The 14618-nt window shown below is 71.2% G+C and carries 17 protein-coding genes and 1 pseudogene; 9 read left to right on the forward strand and 9 right to left on the reverse strand.

Annotation, left to right across the window (positions count from 1 at the left end):
• Positions 1–30: 30 nt before the first annotated feature.
• Positions 31–1032, forward strand: coding sequence for a zinc-dependent alcohol dehydrogenase family protein (locus BIV57_RS13395; protein WP_071657002.1), 1002 nt, complete (start codon positions 31–33; stop codon positions 1030–1032).
• 136 nt (positions 1033–1168) lie between these two features.
• Complete coding sequence (locus BIV57_RS13400) at positions 1169–1684, forward strand: carboxymuconolactone decarboxylase family protein (protein ID WP_071657003.1); 516 nt, start codon at positions 1169–1171, stop codon at positions 1682–1684.
• A gap of 717 nt (positions 1685–2401) precedes the next feature.
• On the opposite strand, the gene BIV57_RS13405 is transcribed toward BIV57_RS13400, so the two are convergent.
• The 3 genes from BIV57_RS13405 to BIV57_RS13415 form a co-directional block, all read right to left on the reverse strand.
• Positions 2402–2716, reverse strand: a complete 315-nt coding sequence (locus BIV57_RS13405) for a hypothetical protein (RefSeq protein ID WP_071657004.1) — start codon at positions 2714–2716, stop codon at positions 2402–2404.
• Positions 2717–2724: 8 nt separating this feature from the next.
• Positions 2725–3315 carry a TetR/AcrR family transcriptional regulator gene (locus BIV57_RS13410; RefSeq protein ID WP_071657005.1) on the reverse strand — a complete coding sequence of 197 codons (591 nt, stop codon included), beginning with the start codon at positions 3313–3315 and terminating at the stop codon, positions 2725–2727.
• Positions 3316–3425: 110 nt separating this feature from the next.
• Positions 3426–4019 carry a hypothetical protein gene (locus tag BIV57_RS13415; RefSeq protein WP_139275645.1) on the reverse strand — a complete coding sequence of 198 codons (594 nt, stop codon included), beginning with the start codon at positions 4017–4019 and terminating at the stop codon, positions 3426–3428.
• Between the two features lie 16 nt (positions 4020–4035).
• On the opposite strand from BIV57_RS13415, the gene BIV57_RS13420 reads away from it, so the two are divergent.
• Together BIV57_RS13420 and BIV57_RS13425 are read left to right on the forward strand one after the other, a co-directional pair.
• Complete coding sequence (locus tag BIV57_RS13420) at positions 4036–4674, forward strand: class I SAM-dependent methyltransferase (RefSeq protein WP_071657007.1); 639 nt, start codon at positions 4036–4038, stop codon at positions 4672–4674.
• A 28-nt stretch (positions 4675–4702) separates the two neighbouring features.
• The gene (locus BIV57_RS13425; RefSeq protein WP_071657008.1) at positions 4703–4939 is read left to right on the forward strand and encodes an MOSC domain-containing protein; all 237 of its coding nucleotides are present in this window, start codon (positions 4703–4705) and stop codon (positions 4937–4939) included.
• Between the two features lie 28 nt (positions 4940–4967).
• Here BIV57_RS13425 and BIV57_RS13430 read toward each other — a convergent pair whose 3' ends face one another.
• Together BIV57_RS13430 and BIV57_RS13435 are read right to left on the reverse strand one after the other, a co-directional pair.
• The gene (locus tag BIV57_RS13430) at positions 4968–5522 is read right to left on the reverse strand and encodes an AAA family ATPase (RefSeq protein WP_071657009.1); all 555 of its coding nucleotides are present in this window, start codon (positions 5520–5522) and stop codon (positions 4968–4970) included.
• A gap of 566 nt (positions 5523–6088) precedes the next feature.
• Complete coding sequence (locus BIV57_RS13435; protein ID WP_071657010.1) at positions 6089–7087, reverse strand: phosphotransferase family protein; 999 nt, start codon at positions 7085–7087, stop codon at positions 6089–6091.
• Positions 7088–7568: 481 nt separating this feature from the next.
• Here BIV57_RS13435 and BIV57_RS25170 point away from each other — a divergent pair, with 481 nt between their 5' ends.
• The gene (locus BIV57_RS25170) at positions 7569–7706 is read left to right on the forward strand and encodes a hypothetical protein (protein ID WP_175548750.1); all 138 of its coding nucleotides are present in this window, start codon (positions 7569–7571) and stop codon (positions 7704–7706) included.
• A gap of 247 nt (positions 7707–7953) precedes the next feature.
• On the opposite strand, the gene BIV57_RS13445 is transcribed toward BIV57_RS25170, so the two are convergent.
• Both BIV57_RS13445 and BIV57_RS13450 read right to left on the reverse strand, forming a co-directional pair.
• Positions 7954–8319, reverse strand: a complete 366-nt coding sequence (locus BIV57_RS13445) for a BlaI/MecI/CopY family transcriptional regulator (protein WP_245797649.1) — start codon at positions 8317–8319, stop codon at positions 7954–7956.
• A gap of 26 nt (positions 8320–8345) precedes the next feature.
• Positions 8346–9008, reverse strand: coding sequence for a class I SAM-dependent methyltransferase (locus tag BIV57_RS13450; protein WP_071657013.1), 663 nt, complete (start codon positions 9006–9008; stop codon positions 8346–8348).
• Positions 9009–9498: 490 nt separating this feature from the next.
• On the opposite strand from BIV57_RS13450, the pseudogene BIV57_RS26790 reads away from it, so the two are divergent.
• Positions 9499–9772: pseudogene (locus tag BIV57_RS26790) on the forward strand (Tn3 family transposase); the annotation flags it as partial.
• 89 nt (positions 9773–9861) lie between these two features.
• Here BIV57_RS26790 and BIV57_RS13460 read toward each other — a convergent pair.
• The gene (locus BIV57_RS13460; protein ID WP_245797651.1) at positions 9862–10479 is read right to left on the reverse strand and encodes a LysR substrate-binding domain-containing protein; all 618 of its coding nucleotides are present in this window, start codon (positions 10477–10479) and stop codon (positions 9862–9864) included.
• A gap of 152 nt (positions 10480–10631) precedes the next feature.
• Here BIV57_RS13460 and BIV57_RS13465 point away from each other — a divergent pair, with 152 nt between their 5' ends.
• Together BIV57_RS13465 and BIV57_RS13470 are read left to right on the forward strand one after the other, a co-directional pair.
• Positions 10632–11078, forward strand: coding sequence for an anthrone oxygenase family protein (locus tag BIV57_RS13465; protein WP_071657015.1), 447 nt, complete (start codon positions 10632–10634; stop codon positions 11076–11078).
• Positions 11079–11622: 544 nt separating this feature from the next.
• A complete protein-coding gene (locus tag BIV57_RS13470; RefSeq protein ID WP_071657016.1) occupies positions 11623–11814 on the forward strand; it encodes a hypothetical protein in 192 nt (63 codons plus the stop codon).
• 53 nt (positions 11815–11867) lie between these two features.
• On the opposite strand, the gene BIV57_RS13475 is transcribed toward BIV57_RS13470, so the two are convergent.
• On the reverse strand, positions 11868–13703 hold the full coding sequence (locus tag BIV57_RS13475; protein WP_071657017.1) for a sugar-binding protein: 1836 nt from the start codon (positions 13701–13703) through the stop codon (positions 11868–11870).
• Between the two features lie 346 nt (positions 13704–14049).
• On the opposite strand from BIV57_RS13475, the gene BIV57_RS13480 reads away from it, so the two are divergent.
• Positions 14050–14618 (forward strand): hypothetical protein (locus BIV57_RS13480; RefSeq protein WP_139275647.1); only part of this gene is annotated, 569 nt, incomplete at its 3' end.

Genomic DNA, 14618 nt, shown 5'->3' on the forward strand with positions numbered 1-14618 from the left:
CGCCCATCCCCGTCTGATTGGAGTCCCCCCATGAGCCGAACCGTGCGCTTTGACCGGACCGGCGGCCCCGAGGTGCTGCGCGTCGAGGACGTTGAGATCCCCGCCCCCGCCGAGGGCGAGGTCCGCATCCGCACCCGCGCCCTGGGCCTGAACCGGGCCGAGGCGATGTTCCGCTCCGGCACGTACGTGATCGATCCGGTCCTTCCCTCCGGCATCGGCTACGAGGCATCCGGCACCGTCGAGGCGGTCGGCGGCGGTGTCGGCCACCTGGCCGTCGGGGACGCCGTCAGCGTCGTGCCCGCCTTCCCCATGACCGAGTACGCCCTCCACGGCGAGCTGGTCCTCGCCCCCGCCGACGCGGTCGTCAAGCACCCGGCGGACCTTCTGGACTGGCAGCAGGCGGCCGCGCTGTGGATGCCGTACATCACCGCCTACGGCGGCCTCGTCGAGGCCGCCGGACTGCGCGCGGGCGACACCGTGCTGCTGCCCGCCGCCTCCAGCAGCGTCGGCCTGGCCGCCATCCAGACCGCCCGCATGCTCGGCGCCCAGCCGGTGGCCCTGACCCGCACCGGTGCCAAGCGCGACCGGCTCCTGGCCGCCGGCGCGGCCGAGGTCATCGCCACGGCCGAGGAGGACATGGTTGCCCGCGTCCACGCGCTCACCGGCGGAGCCGGCGCACGCGTCGCCTTCGACCCGGTCGGCGGCCCGGCCACCGCCCGCCTCGCCGAGGCCGCGGCAGCGGGCGGAATCATCGTCGCTTACGGCGCCATGGACGGATCGAGCATCACCCTGCCCGTCATGGACGTCCTGGGCAAGCGCCTGACCCTGCGCGGCTTCGAGCTGTTTGAGACCACCCGGGACGTCGCGCGCCGCAAGGCCGCCGTCGACTTCGTCCTCGACGGCCTGTCCCGCCGGCTGCTCCAGCCCGTGATCGACCGCACCTTCCCGCTTCAGGAGATCGCCGAGGCGCACCGCTACCTGGAGGCCGGCACCCAGGTCGGCAAGGTCGTGGTGACGGTCCCCGGCAGGTGAGGGCCTGCCGGTCGGCCTCCCCACCGAAGAAGGGCGACCGCTCCGGTCGCATTCGCCCCGCACGAGACGCCAGTGCAGCGAACTCCTCGATCAGGCGGGCGGGAAGCGGCCCGCAACACCGAAAGGACAACTCCCGATGAACGCGACGGACACCACCCCCGACGGGCTCACCTCCCGGTTCTCCGACCCCCAGCAGCTGGTCCCCGAGCTCGGCGACGTCGGCGCCGCCCTGTTTAAGATCATCGGGAACGGGGCGGTCCCGCGGAGCACCATCGGCCTGGTCCATCTGCGGGCCGGGCAGCTGGTCGCGAACACCTATCTGACGGTGCTGCACACCGGCAACCTTCGCCGGGCCGGAGTACCGGAGGAGAAGATCACCGCGGTGGCGTCCTGGCCGGACGCGCCCTACTTCACCGTGGCCGAGCGGGTGGCATTGGAGCTGGTGGAGGCGGTGCTGACGCCGACTCAAGCCGGCGAGCGCGTCCCCGACGAGCTGTATGCGCGGGCCGCCGAGCACTACGACACCACCGCGCTGGCCACCCTCGCGATGGCGATCGGGCAGGTCAACTTCTTCATCCCGCTCGCCCTGATCGGCCGGCCGCTGCCCGGCGTCTCCCCGGCCGGGCAGTGGCGCACGGCCCCGGCCGACTAGACCCGCGCCACCGGCCCCGCGCACCGGGACGGGCCCGGGACGAGCGGTTCGCCTGCCGGACCCCCCGCCCCGGGGCCCTGCCCTGCTCCGACCCCGCCAGGGCGCTGCCCCGCCACCGTGCTTCCCCATCTGGGCCGAGCAGGGCTTCGCCGACCAGTCCATCCGCCAGACCGTCCGCCTCGCCGCAGGCGGCGCCGCCGTCCGGATCCGCCTGTCCACCGCCCAGGGCGCAACCCCCCTGCGCCTGGCCGGCGCCGCCCACCTCCGTAATGTGTGGACCCGCTTCCAGGGGATTTGACCCGCTCCACCTCGCCTGCAGCCTGGAGTTGGAGGACTCGGAGGCGCGCGGCAGACCGCCGGCCGCCGCCCGGGCCGGCCGACTCCTCGGCCTCGGAGGCGGGTTGGTCCACCGTCAGGCGGATGAGGCGGCCGGACGAGTCCCCGCGCTCGCCCGGCCGCCCTCCTTCCGTGTCTGGCTCGCGCGCCACCGATGCGTCCCGGTCGGGGGGAGCACTCGTGCGGATCACCGAACACGACCGGGCCGATGTCGGCGCCGACCAGGCTCGCGGGCGCGGCTCGGCCGCGCGGCACCGTGCCCGACGCCGGCTCGACGTTCGCGGTGCCCGTCCGCAGCAGCGAGGTGCCCGCCGAAGGGCCGAGCCGCGGGACCTGCCAGGACGTGTGGGGTAGCGGTGATGGCGGCGTGCTGCTGCGCGGTCAGTTTTGCGCGTCGGGCGGGGTGTTGCGGTGCCAGGGGTCGCGTCGCCAGAGGCGGGCGTGGATGAGGCCGACCAGGACGACGCCGACGGCCGTAGCGGGCCAGCCGGCTGCGGGGTGGTCGGAGACGTGGGCGTAATGCCAGCAGACGGCGGCGGCCGCCAGCAGGAAGGAGCCGGTCAGGACGTTGCCCGCGGCTGATTCCCGCCACGGCGAGGGGCTGGACTTCTCGCCGGTGCTGCCGGCGGTGTAGTAGGGCAGGCCGTTGCCGGCGCAGAAGCCGGCGGCGAAGGCGAGGAGGAGGGTGGTCAGCATAGGATCGGTCAACTCCTGGGGGTGGCGCCGCCGAGGGCGCGGACGGTGAGGTCGACCAACTGGCGCAGGCGGCGGCGCCGTACTTCCGGGGGGTCTGTTGCGCGGCCGATGCCGGCCGTGGCGTCGAGCAGCAGTGCCGCCGCGTCGTGCGGCGGGATGCTGGCGGCTTCCGGGTCGAGGTCGTCGGCGTGCGTGATGACTTCGGTCAGAACGTCGGCGAGGCGCTGCTCGACGGGGGCGCGGCTTGTATGGGCCCTGGTGTCCGCCTCGGCGACCAGTTCGGCCAGGTGGCCGGAGTCGGTGACGCCGAGGGCGGTCTCCAGCTTGATTGACAGGACGGCGTGGAGGCGGTCTGCGGTGCCGGAGCCGCCTTCCAGGGCATGCCGGGCGGCCTGGGCCATGCGGTCGCCGACTAGTTCGGCGACTGCGGTGAAGACGTCGTTCTTGTTCCGGAAGTGCTGGTAGAGGGCGGGGCGGGAGACGTCAGCGGCGTCGGCGAGCAGCTCCATGGAGGTGCGGCGGAAGCCGTATCGGCTGAAGACGTCGACGGCGGCGTCGACGATCCGGGCGCGCTTGGCGGCGGCATCATCACGTGACACTCTGACAATCTATATTGAGAATGTCAGAGTGTCACGTGTTGGGCGGACGGTACCGCTGAGGGCGCGAGCCGAGCAGGTGCCCGGCGCCCGGGTTCCGGAACGGACATGGGTCACGTGGTGTCAGGGGGCGTGGCTTCGGCTGCGGTCCGGGGTTCGTGTGCTGCGGGCAGGTCGAAGTGGGCGATGGTCTGTGTGGCGACGTGGGCAGCTTCTTGGTGGGTGTTGTCGATGTGCAGGTGCTCGGCCCATGGGGCGAGTTCGCCGGGGCGGGAGGTGAGGCGGTGGGTGGCGTCCAGTTCCACAAGGCGCCGGCGGGATGCTTGAAGGTCGCGTTTGGAGGGCTTGGCGGCGAGCCGGGAGGGGCAGGTGTTGCGGTGCAGCCGTTCGTCCTGGTCGGCCGGCAGCTCCAGGCACAGCACCCGGCCGCCGCGCTCGCGGAAGGGTTGGGCGTGGGCGAACATGGCCGCGCGGTCCTCGGGCTGGTCGTGGGCCGGCACGAAGGTGAGGATCAGGCCGGGCAGGTCGCTGGCGGCGGCCTCGGCGACCAGGCGGCGCCGGAAGTCGCCGACGAGGCGTTGGAACGGGGGGCTGCCGAACGGGAAGAGGGCCAGCCGCTGCGCGACCGCAGCCCCGTCAACGAGGGCGCCTGGGAACGCCCCTGAGACCGCACACGAGAAATCGAGGTGACGGCTGGTCGGCGCCATGCCTAGGTTGACGGCCATGAGCGAGGTGCCGCAGGAGACGGTGGAGGCGTTCTACGACGCGAAGGCGGATGCGTACCTGGCCGCCTACGTCGAGGGCGTCCAGGACGATCCGCGGCTGGCGTTCCTGCCGCACCTGGATGCGCAGCTTGCGGTCGGGGCGAGCGTGCTGGAGCTGGGGTGCGGGGCCGGGATCCCGGCCACCGCCGCCCTCGCGCGCCGCTACCGGGTGCTGGGCGTCGACCTGTCCGCCACCCAGCTGCACCACGCCCGCTGGAACGTGCCCACTGCTGCCTTCCGCAAGGCGGACATGACCGCGCTCGACCTCCCGGACGGCTCGGTGGACGCCGTCACCGCCTTCTACTGCTTCAACCACCTGCCACTGGGCGAGCAGCCCAGGATGCTGGCCGCCATCGCCCGCTGGCTGCGCCCCGGCGGCCTGCTGCTGGCCTCCTTCGGCACCGGCGCCGCCCACGGCGAGGTGGCGCAGTGGCTGGGCGCCCCGGTCTACTTCTCCAGCCACGACATGCCCGCCAACCGCCGCCATCTGGCCGACGCCGGGTTCACGCTGCTGGTGGACGAGTTGATCGCCAAGGGCGAGGAGCGCTGGCAATGGGTCGTGGCCCGCACCGGCGCCGCGCCCGGGGCGGCGACGTGATTTTCAGGCCCTCCCTGCGGGCACCCGCTTGCAGCTGGGCCCGGAGGCGGTGGTGGAGGTGACCGGGCTGCGCAACCCCTGCGGGCAGATCGACCGGTTTTGGCGCGGACTGCTGAAGAAGGTGCTGCTGCGCGACGGTGACGGCGAAGTCGTCCGCCGGGCCGGGATCATGAGTGTTGTTCAGGTCGGCGGCGAGGTGCGGCCCGGCATGCCGGTGCGCGCCCAGGTGCCTGCACCGCCCCACACCCGCCTCGGACCCGTCTGAGTGCCTGTGTCCCAACAGGTCGGTCGACTCACCGGTTGAGGCACCTCAGGATGTCTGCGACCACTGAATCGATGGGTTCGGCCGCGTCAATCACCTGGGTCCGTCTCTTCAGCAGTTCGTCTTCAACGGTCTTGTGCCACCAGGCCGACCACGCCGCCGTGTCCCCGACACGTCCGAAGACGTTGGCGCGCTGCGGATCGGCCAACCGGGTCCTGCGGGTCGCATCATCCATCCGCAGGAGCAGCACGAGATCGAACCGATCCAACAGCTCGAACATATTGCGTGCAGTGCCCGTGAAGACCGTCGGCCCGGAGCCGCGGTCGGCCAGCGCGGCGTCGAGCAGGTCCACCTGCCACTGCCATCGGTGCGCGTCCAGCCACCCACGGGTCGGCTCCGCGGGAAACGGAACCGGACTCCCGTCCGCGTCTTCCCATCGCGCGTATCCGAAGTCGAGGTCGACCGAGTCCACCCCCCGCTCTCGAAGGACCTGCGCAGCAGTGGACTTCCCCGAGCCCGGCCCTCCGGCTACCAAGATTGCGGCCGGCGCAGTGACCTGATGGTGCTGCGCGTTGTCGTTGCTCATTGCCTACCCTCTTCCCGCCGGGTTGGCGGTGGCCGCCCCGGCATACGAAAAAGAGCACCCGAAATCACTCCGACCACTGCCCGCTGTGCGGGTGCTGGTAGGTGTGACCTCAGACGCTCTTAAGCCGAAGCTGCCCGAGCTCCTGCACCGATCGGTCGATCGGGGCATGACCTTCTGAAGGCGTGTATGGACTTGTCAGGTCCGGACGTTAGCAGCCGCACCCACTCCGGGCTACGGCCCGAGTGAGGTCCGCTCCGCCAGCGCAGGCTGCCTCTGAAGCAGGGCGACTTCGATGGCCAAGGTCCCCGGAATCCTCTTCGCCGGTTCGCCCCACGGCTGCTGTACTGCCGCGCATGGTCGACACGGTTCGCCTCACATCGGAATATGCGCGTTCCCTGCTGCCTGACCCCGCCGACTGGGACGTGGGCGATCCGCTCGGAAGTATGGGCACAACCCGGGTAGCCCGGCGGGGGACGCAGGCGCTGGTGATCGACGCCCGGCTGGCCGATATCGGAGTGGTGCCTCCCGTAGTCGAGGTTGGCGAGGGCCATCTCGTCCATCGCGACCTACCAGACGAGTCCGTCCAGATGGCTATGGCCGGCAAGCAGGCGAGCGATGCGGTCCTGCGTTGCTTCGCGTACATCAGGCTGGGGGTGGTGTGCGTAGAGCGCGAGCTCCTCGTACATGTCGTAGAAGTGCAACCGCTCGTGCAGATGCTCGCGCTCGAACAACTCCGGATACGCGCCGTGCAGCCATCCGGGGACCTCGGTGAGTGTGGCCTCGTCGAGTCCCTGCCCGTCGGGTGTGGGCGGGAGGTCTCGCGCCTTCGCGCACCAGCGCAGGATGATGTCGAGCTCGACATCCGCCGGCTGGGCCAGCGCCTCCGCGAAGTCGATAAGACCGGTGACGCGTCCCTGGTCGACCATCACGTTGGATCCATGCAGATCACCATGGACGAGGACGGGTTCGTCGGCGGCGAACAACGCCAGCCGCTCCTGGATCCACCCGGCGACGTCCGCGAGCAGGCGCGAGTCGTGACCGGGCAGCCGCCGGGCAGCCTCGACCTGCTGGAGGGCCGCACGCACTACGGGTGGGTGGAACGCAGGCCACGGCTTGCCGGCGAGCGCGTCGGCCAGCCAGGGCGGCAGCAGGTCGGCCGGCACAGGAACGCGGTGAAGTGCGCGCAACGCATGGCCGAGGCTTTCGATCATTGCTTGGCGCGTGTGCGAGTCCGCCGCCGGCCATGCCTCGTGCAAGGTTTGTCCGGGCAGGCGTTCGGAGATGCACCACGGCCCGTCCGGGCCGTCGCCGTGGGCGAGGATCCGGGTGTGGGGGACCTCGCTGCCGGCGAGCAGGTTGACGACTGAGGCCTCATGGCGAAAGGAGTCGCGGAACCGTCCGTTGCTCAGTCGTACGACATACTCATCGCCGACCCACACGCGGCTGACCCAGCCGGCCCTTGGAAGAAAGCGCCCGGTTGCCGGTAGACCGGCGGCCGCCAGCACCCTCAGCAGCACCGGATCGGTAGCCGGATCGTCGACGAACGGTGCTGATTGGTTGACCACGCAACAAGCCTCACATGCGCACCAAGTCTCGGACCACACAATTTGCGCGCCGCACTGCTGCTGTCGGTGTGTCGGTCGCATCGGTTGGTGGGCGAGAGTCGGCAGGATCGTGCGGCTGCGGAAGCGTCCTGCCGCCCGGACTTCGACGGTCACGGAATGTCACTCAACGCGAGTTCTGACACAGCTTCCCAGTCCTGCACGAGGCCGGCGGCGTCCAGCACAAGCGGTTCCTCGGGGGAAGCGGTATCTGTTGGATCGCAGGAGGGGAACGATCGCCGGCCTTCGGCCCCCACAACGCGACGAAGCAGGCGCCTCGGGCCGGCTTGACGGCTGCGCCAACACCACCGGCAGCTCCTGCTGCTGACCCGGCATGAACCCGTGGAACCCACCGTCAGGCTGCGTGCTTTCTGCTGGGGTCGGTGGGCCGGTGCTCCGGCCGCGGCCGCCCCCGCCAGCCGGCGACCAGCGTGTCGTCAGGTGCGTGCTGACCACCGAGAGCGACGTGAACAGCGCCGACAGCAGCCTGATGGGAAGGTGCCTGACCGTCAGGCGCAGCCCGCCGATCCGCACATCGATGATCGGCGGTGGCGTGGGCCGTCCGTCGGCTGGGCGGCTGTAGTTCCTGCGTGGCTGGCGCAGAGTCGGCCTCGTTTACGCGCCTGCGACCGTCAGCGCGACCGCCGCCACCGCCGGCAACGGGCTTGGCGAGCCGGAGACCAGGCCGACCGCGCCCAGCCGCGCGGCCCGCGCCGCCAGCTCCGTGGCGAGGCAACAGGTTGCGGTCGCCAGGGCAGCGCGTTCCAGGGCGCCCACCGCAAGCAGGGCCCAGAACGCGCCGTCTGCTCGCAGCCCGCGTGGGGCGGCCGTCACGCGCCACCGTCCTGTTCGTCCAGGAGCCGCCGCAGGCGGCGCCGGGCGTCCGGGTCGGCGGTCTCCACGGCGGCCAAGAAGTGGGCGACCGCGGCGCCGCCGTAGCGGCGCAGCACGTCGGCCACGGCGATACCGGCCTCGTCGGTGGTGAGTGGAGCGTAGACGAAACCGCGGCCGCGGCGGGTGCGCTCTACGGCGCCTTTGGCGGCGAGGCGGACGAGCACGGTCATGACGGTGGTGTAGGCGAGCGGCTCGCCGCCGCGTGCCGCGTTGAGGCGGACCAGCACCTCACGGACCGTCAGCGGCGTGTCACCCGTCCACAGCACCCGCATCACGTCCGACTCCAGTGCGCCCAGCGCCACGGGCCGCCCCCTTTCGCCTGCACCGGTCATGCCTCAGCCCTCTCCAGTATCGCCCTGCTCGGCCGCGCCTCCCCGATGATCATCGGGGAGGAGGGGTTGCGGCGGCCGTTCGGACGGAAGTCGAAGCGGCGCACCCGCTCGATGGCGAACCCGGCGTCGAGGATGGCCCGTTCGCTGTCGCGGGCCAGGTGGCAGCCGCCGCCCAGCCTCCGCCAGACGGGGTCGAGCATCCGCTGCAGCCGGGCGTGGCGCGGGCGCGGCGAGACGGTGTGCTCGTAGAACCGCATCTCGCCATTCGGTTTGAGGACGCGGGCGGCCTCGGCGAGCGTCGCGGCGACATCGGGGACGGTGCACAGCACCAGCGAGAGCACCACGGCGTCCGCGCAGCCGTCGGCGACAGGCAGCGCCTCGGCGAGCCCGGTCTGGACCTCCACGGGGACGGGCGCGTCGCCGGCCGCCCGCTCGGCGAGCGCGCGCAGCCGGGGCTTCGGCTCGACGGCGATCAACTGCTCGACGTGCTCGGGGTAATGGCGGAAGTTCGCGCCCGCTCCGGCGCCGACCTCGACCACCCGGCCGCGGATACCCTCCAGCAGCTCACGGCGGTGGTCGAGCGATCCGTGCGCCTCGGCGAAGGCGTTGATGCGCGGGTAGAGGCGGGCGAACAGGGGATGAGAGACGGTTCGCGGCATGACGGCTCCTCAGATCCAACTGACTACTACCACCGCGTAGTAATACTACGTAGAAGTAGTAGTGTGTCGAGGGCCGACTGGGGCACTGCCAGTGTTCGGTCTGGTTGGGTGCGTCGATGTGGAGCGCCGACATTGGGCGGTGGTAGCCGTACCCGTCGATCGCGCCGCTCGCGAACCGGTCGGCGACGAGCGCCTTCGCCGTCTTGACCGCTCCGGTGCGGGCGACGGGAACGCGCCTCGCCCGGGCCGGCAGATCAGCGGTAACGAGCACCAGCCTCAAGAACACAACCGCCTCGGTCGGAGGGCGGGGGATTGTCCTGGCCGGCGGCGAACATGGCGGAGGCTTCCTGGCGGATCCGTTCTCGACACGCCCGTCCCTCGTACGTCAGGCCGCCGCCTTGCTGACACCTCATGGGGACGGGATACCGCTGCTGCCGGTGGCTGTCGGCCCCTCACGACAGCACACCAACAAGGTCAGTTGTTCGGATAAGACCAGCTCGGCTCGCTCGGCCTGGTCCTCAACGCCATCGTGCTGTGGACCACGATGTACCCCAACGCCGCCGTCACCCAGCTCCGCGCCAAGGGTCACGAACTGCGGGACGCAGGGCATCGCCCGCCTGCCCCCGCTCAAGCACCGCAACCTGAAACTGCTCGGCCGCTGCAGCTTCACCGCCTCGACCCCGGCCGCCGGCGCCCTGCGCCCACTGCGCGCCCCGGATGCGCCGGAGCTGGACGAGGACGACGACGAGTCGGCGGCCGGCTGAAGCCGAGGCGTCAGCCGGTGGGCACCAGCGCGGCGCCGTACTGCTCGACGGCCCACGGCAGCACCACGCAGGGGAGCAGGAGCCAGTCGCTAGTGCTGTGCCGGCTCCGGCAGTTCGGCGGTGACGGCGCGGATGGCGTTGCGGAGCCAGCGCTGCCCCAGGTCGCCGTCGAGCCGGGGATGCCACGCCATTTGGTAGCCGAGTGGGCGGATTTCCTCGGGGGCGGGCAGGATTCGGATGCCGGGGTCCGGGCGTTGCTCCACGAGTAGCCGCGCGGGCAGGGTGAGGATCAGCCGGGTGCCCGGGACCGAGCGCAGGGCCAGGGAATGGTAGGGGATGGTCAGTCCGGCCCGGCGGCGCTCTCTGAGGTCGTCCAGACGTTGCTCGATCGCGGTCTGACGCTCGCCGAGGGTGCCGACGATGACATGGGTGGCGTCCAGGTACTCCTCCAGGGCGATCGCCGGACGTTCGGCGAGCGGGTGGTCGGCGGAAAGCACGCAGACGAACCGGTCGTCGAGGAGATGTTCGGTGTGCAGGGCGGTGAGTGGCGTTGATCGGGCGAAGAACACCAGGTCGACGACCCCCCGGTCGAGGTCCTCGTAGATGGCGTCGTGCCAGGTGCGGAAATGCAGTGTGGAGCGCGGCGATTCCCGAAACACACGCTGGAAGACCGCGGGCGCGAACACCTGGGTGACGGTGGAGGGCATCTGGTCGGTGCTGCGGCGCCGCCATCTGCCGTCGCCCCGTCCGCCCGACGGGACTGCGGCGCCAACTTCCACTAGCGGCGCTAGACATGCGAGCGATAGCAGTGCTAGCTTTGCATCACTATCTAGCACTGCTAGGAACTGGAGGCGTTCCCATGCTCAACGCACTCGAGACCATCACCATCGTCGTCACCGGCGTCATGGTGGGGGTGGAGTTCTCCGTCCCCTTCTTCAGCAACCCGATCCTCAACGCGCTCCCCGGCGAGACGGGCCTGCGCGGCCGCACCCACGGGGCCCGGGTGGGCGGCGCCGTGATGCCGGCCTGGTACATCGCCTCGCTCGCCCTGGTCGTGATCCGGACGGTGGCCGGATGGCACCAGCGCGGCGCCGGACTCCTGATCGCCTCTGCCGCGCTGCTGGTCCTCAGCGTGATCCTGTCGGTCGCGGTGCTCGTCCCGATCAACAACCGGGTCAAGACCTGGACCGCCGGCGACCGGCCGGCCGACTGGAAGCAGCAGATAGCCCGCTGGGACCGTTTCCACTACGTCCGCGTCGCCGTCATCATCGCCGCCTTCACCTGCCTGGCCGCCGCCCTCACCTGATTCTGCGGACCGTGGGTGCGGTCACGACCGGACCTGTCCCATACGTGATCGTCCGCGTCGCCCGGTTCCCCTCCGGCCTCGGCGCCGTCCTGCACGCCGAACGTGCCCAGGCCGCCTCGCCGTGTTCTCGTCACTTCACCTTGCCGGGCCCGAACCGAACACGACTGCCCGCCGATGGCGTCGGCATCCGGGCGTCCTGCCTTCGCGGGTGGGGCGCGCCGAGGTGCTGCGGCCGCCCCTGCCCGATCCGTCCCCGCGGCTGACTCGGTGTCATCCGGCGGGCATGGCCGGGAGGGCGGTGTCTCGCGGGCCGGTCCATGGATGCATGGGGTGGCCGGGGCCGGGCATCCTGCCGGGATGCGTGTGCTGCCGGTGTTCGCCCCGGGTGCGGTCATCGTGATCGAGGAGCGGTGCCGCGGCGTGCTGTGGAGTGCGGTGCCGCACCGCGTCATCGCCAGCAGCCGTGAGGAGTTGGTCACCTGGGTGCCGGCGGGCGCGGTGTCGGTGCGGGCCAGCAACCGGGGGATGAGCGAGGCCGCGGGAGGTGATCGAGGGCGGGATGAACTCCGCGGCCTTCGCGGTCACCCACCCCCGCGGTCGGTTCGTGGCCAAGGCGGTCTCGTCCCGGATGCGCGAACAGTTTGTGCTGGGCCTTGAGACGGCCGCGCGGCTGGAGGCCGGCGGGATCCCGAGCGCGCCGAGGATCAACGATGTCATGGGACGCAGAGCGGAGTGAAGGTCCCGACCTGGAACTCCGCCGGGGGAGCCGTCCGGCCCCGCCGCCAGGTGCTACCTCAGCGGCCGCTTGCAGGGGAGCGGGCCTCCGGCGAGCGGGACGCCGGTGCGACGGGCCTGGTCGATGCTGGCGCGGGAGTCCGCACTGCGCGCCGCCTCCGTGGGAATCACCGGCTCGGCGGGGGTAGTCGGACGGTCCGGCGGGGGCGTGTAGCCCTCCAGGCGGGCGGTGCCCCACACGTAGGTATCGGCCTGGGCGCTGCCGTACGGCGCCCAGGCAAGGCGGGTCTGGCCGGTCTTGTCCTGGGTGTCGGAGTCGTACACCATGATGTTCGCCGCGAATCGCTGCGGGTCCGCCGCGGCCGGAAGCTCCGCGAGCGGGATCTTGGCTTCGATCGTGTAGCCCTTGTACGGCTCGCTCACCGTGGAGGCGACGCGCATGCCGGGCGCGGTCGTCTCGGCCGGGCCCTGGTGGTTGTCGGCGTCCCGCTCCGCTGCCGGACCGCCTTCTGCCGTGAACGGGAAGATGCCGGTCTTGAACGTGACCGAGGTGTCGTCGGCGTTGCCGCGGGGGTCGAGGGCTATCTCGACGGAGTCGGTGCGCCAGTGCCGCTTGGCGTCGCTCTTGTCCAGACTGGCCCCCTCCCGGTCGTCCGTGACCGAGATCAGCACATAGAGGTCGTCCCCGTACCGGGACATCTTCGCCGTCGCCGAGCAGTCGTCGGGTGTCGCTTGGTCTCCCTGCCAGTACTGCAGCGGCAACTCCGGGCCGGGGTATTCGCCGTCGCCCTCGACGCCGTTGAGTTCGGGGGCGGCGGCCACCTGGGGAATCGTGGTGGACGGCGGGGTGGGGTAGGCGGGCTGCGCGTTGTTGGCCAGCCAGGGCATCCCCACCGTCCGCGTCCAGTCGCGGTACTCGGCGAATATGGGCCGCAGTCCGCTCTGTTCGCGGGCCGGCGCTGTGATCTTCCTGCCGTTCTCGGCCAGCACGCTGAACCAGTCCGAGCCCAGCTGCGCGGGATCGGTGGGAACCTCGGGCGGGTACGCGCCCCAGCCCTGGCTGAGATACATCCGGACCGCGTCCCGCTCCACCTGCGCCCAGGACGTGCCGTGCTCGCGCGAGAGGTGACCGGACCACACCCCGATGACCGGCAGGCCGGTGTCCGGGTCGGTGCGGGCCTGCTTCGGCGCATCCGGCCCCAGGAGACTGCTGAAGGCGGAGTTTTGGGACAGCAGCCGCTGCGGGCGCCACGCGTGCAGCCCCTCGCACTCCAACTGGTCGGGGAAGGCCCGCTTGTCGCCGGCGAGGAAGAACGCCTCGATCGCCAGCCGCGCCGCCATCTGGTGCCCGCCGTGCTGGTTGAACGGACGCGGGTTCATGGTTACCACGGTCGTCGGCCTGGTCATGCGGAACACCCGGACGACGCGTTCCAAGGTGTCCTGCTTGTGCCAGATCCGCTCCGTGAGCGGGGCCGAGAGCGTGTACCAGAAATCCGGCTTGTCGAGGTAGAAGATGTCCTCGATACCCGCCAGCGCGGTCGCGGAGCGCTCCTCGCCCTCGCGCAGCAGCCCGAGCGGCGCGCCTTCCTCCGGGCCGACCGCGTTGCCACCGCCCTCGCCCCGGGTGATGGTCACCACGCCGGTGCGCAGTTTCCGGCTGTCGCGCCAGTAGCCGAAGGTGGACAGGCTCCCGGCCTCGTCGTCCGGGTGCGCGCTGACGAACAGCACGTCGTGGCGGGCGGCGTTGCCGCGGCCCTTGCGTTGCTCCGCGGCGCTCGCCGCCGGCGTCCCCGCCGCGAACCCCGCGCCCAGCAGGCCGGATGCGAGGGCAGCCGTAACGAGACGCCGAGACGGGCCCGACTGCCTGGTCTCCTCGGGCACTTCGGACATGATGCAACGCCCCTTCCCCGTCTGACGATCTTTTTGCCAGTGACTCTCGGGCATCTTCCGCTGCCGTGGCAACCGTTACGCACGGGTTATTTGTCGAGACGTCAGGAAGTCAGCGCTTGCGTCCCGATGGCTCGGGGAGGACGGCCGCGGAGCCGACCACGCAGGTGCCGGCACCAGGGCGGGTGTGACACATGGAGCGGAGCGCGAGAAGGCTTTTGGATCCGGTGCCGCCGATTCACGGAAGGGAAGCAGCCGTTGGGCCACCCGCGACCCTGTCCACGAGTCGGCGGCCTCGGATCGCAAAACCTGCTCGCGAGCCGGGCACCGCCCGTGTCAGACTCCGCCGATGCGCGATCCCGAGGCCCTGCCGCTGCTCGGCCTGCGAACCCCGGGCGCCGTACGCGCCTGCCTGGACCACCTGGGCTGGTCCAGCCTCGATCAAGGTGACTGGGCGTACGTCTACCGCTCGCCCACCGGCCGCCTGGTGGCCCGCCTGGCCCCCTTCGAACCCGTCTACGGCCACTTCGTCGACCTGTGCCGGCGCTGCGCCGGCATCCGCTACCTCCCGCACGTCGAACTGGCTGTCGAGCTGGACGGCGGCGGCCACCTGACCGTCCTGGAACACCTGAAGCCGGCCCCGGTGAAGGTGATCAAGGAGCTCCTTCGCACCTGGGAGCACCCCGAGGACGCCGATGCAGAGCTGCGCCGCCTGCGGGACGAGGTCGACCGGATCGACGCCTGGGGCCGGCGCGGGGTGCGCTGGTGGAGCGGCGTCGACCTCGGCGCCCGCCACATTCTGCAGTCGGCCGGCGGGCAGCCCAAAGTCATCGACGTGTTCTGCGTGGTACTGCCAGACCTTCTCGGCGACCTGAACGCGACCCTTGTGGCTTTAGCCCAAGGCCATGAAGTTATGAA

This window comes from Mangrovactinospora gilvigrisea, from assembly GCF_001879105.1.
In the GTDB taxonomy this organism is placed as follows: Bacteria; Actinomycetota; Actinomycetes; order Streptomycetales; family Streptomycetaceae; genus Mangrovactinospora; species Mangrovactinospora gilvigrisea.

Coding starts and splice junctions, on each gene's coding strand:
- BIV57_RS13405 (WP_071657004.1), bottom strand. CDS start 2,716: ATGCTGACCACCCTCCTCCTCGCCTTCGCCGCCGGCTTCTGCGCCGGC.
- BIV57_RS13430 (WP_071657009.1), bottom strand. CDS start 5,522: ATGAGCAACGACAACGCGCAGCACCATCAGGTCACTGCGCCGGCCGCA.
- BIV57_RS13465 (WP_071657015.1), top strand. CDS start 10,632: ATGCTCAACGCACTCGAGACCATCACCATCGTCGTCACCGGCGTCATG.
- BIV57_RS13415 (WP_139275645.1), bottom strand. CDS start 4,019: ATGGCGCCGACCAGCCGTCACCTCGATTTCTCGTGTGCGGTCTCAGGG.
- BIV57_RS13475 (WP_071657017.1), bottom strand. CDS start 13,703: ATGTCCGAAGTGCCCGAGGAGACCAGGCAGTCGGGCCCGTCTCGGCGT.
- BIV57_RS13450 (WP_071657013.1), bottom strand. CDS start 9,008: ATGCCGCGAACCGTCTCTCATCCCCTGTTCGCCCGCCTCTACCCGCGC.
- BIV57_RS13395 (WP_071657002.1), top strand. CDS start 31: ATGAGCCGAACCGTGCGCTTTGACCGGACCGGCGGCCCCGAGGTGCTG.
- BIV57_RS13400 (WP_071657003.1), top strand. CDS start 1,169: ATGAACGCGACGGACACCACCCCCGACGGGCTCACCTCCCGGTTCTCC.
- BIV57_RS13460 (WP_245797651.1), bottom strand. CDS start 10,479: ATGCCCTCCACCGTCACCCAGGTGTTCGCGCCCGCGGTCTTCCAGCGT.
- BIV57_RS13420 (WP_071657007.1), top strand. CDS start 4,036: ATGAGCGAGGTGCCGCAGGAGACGGTGGAGGCGTTCTACGACGCGAAG.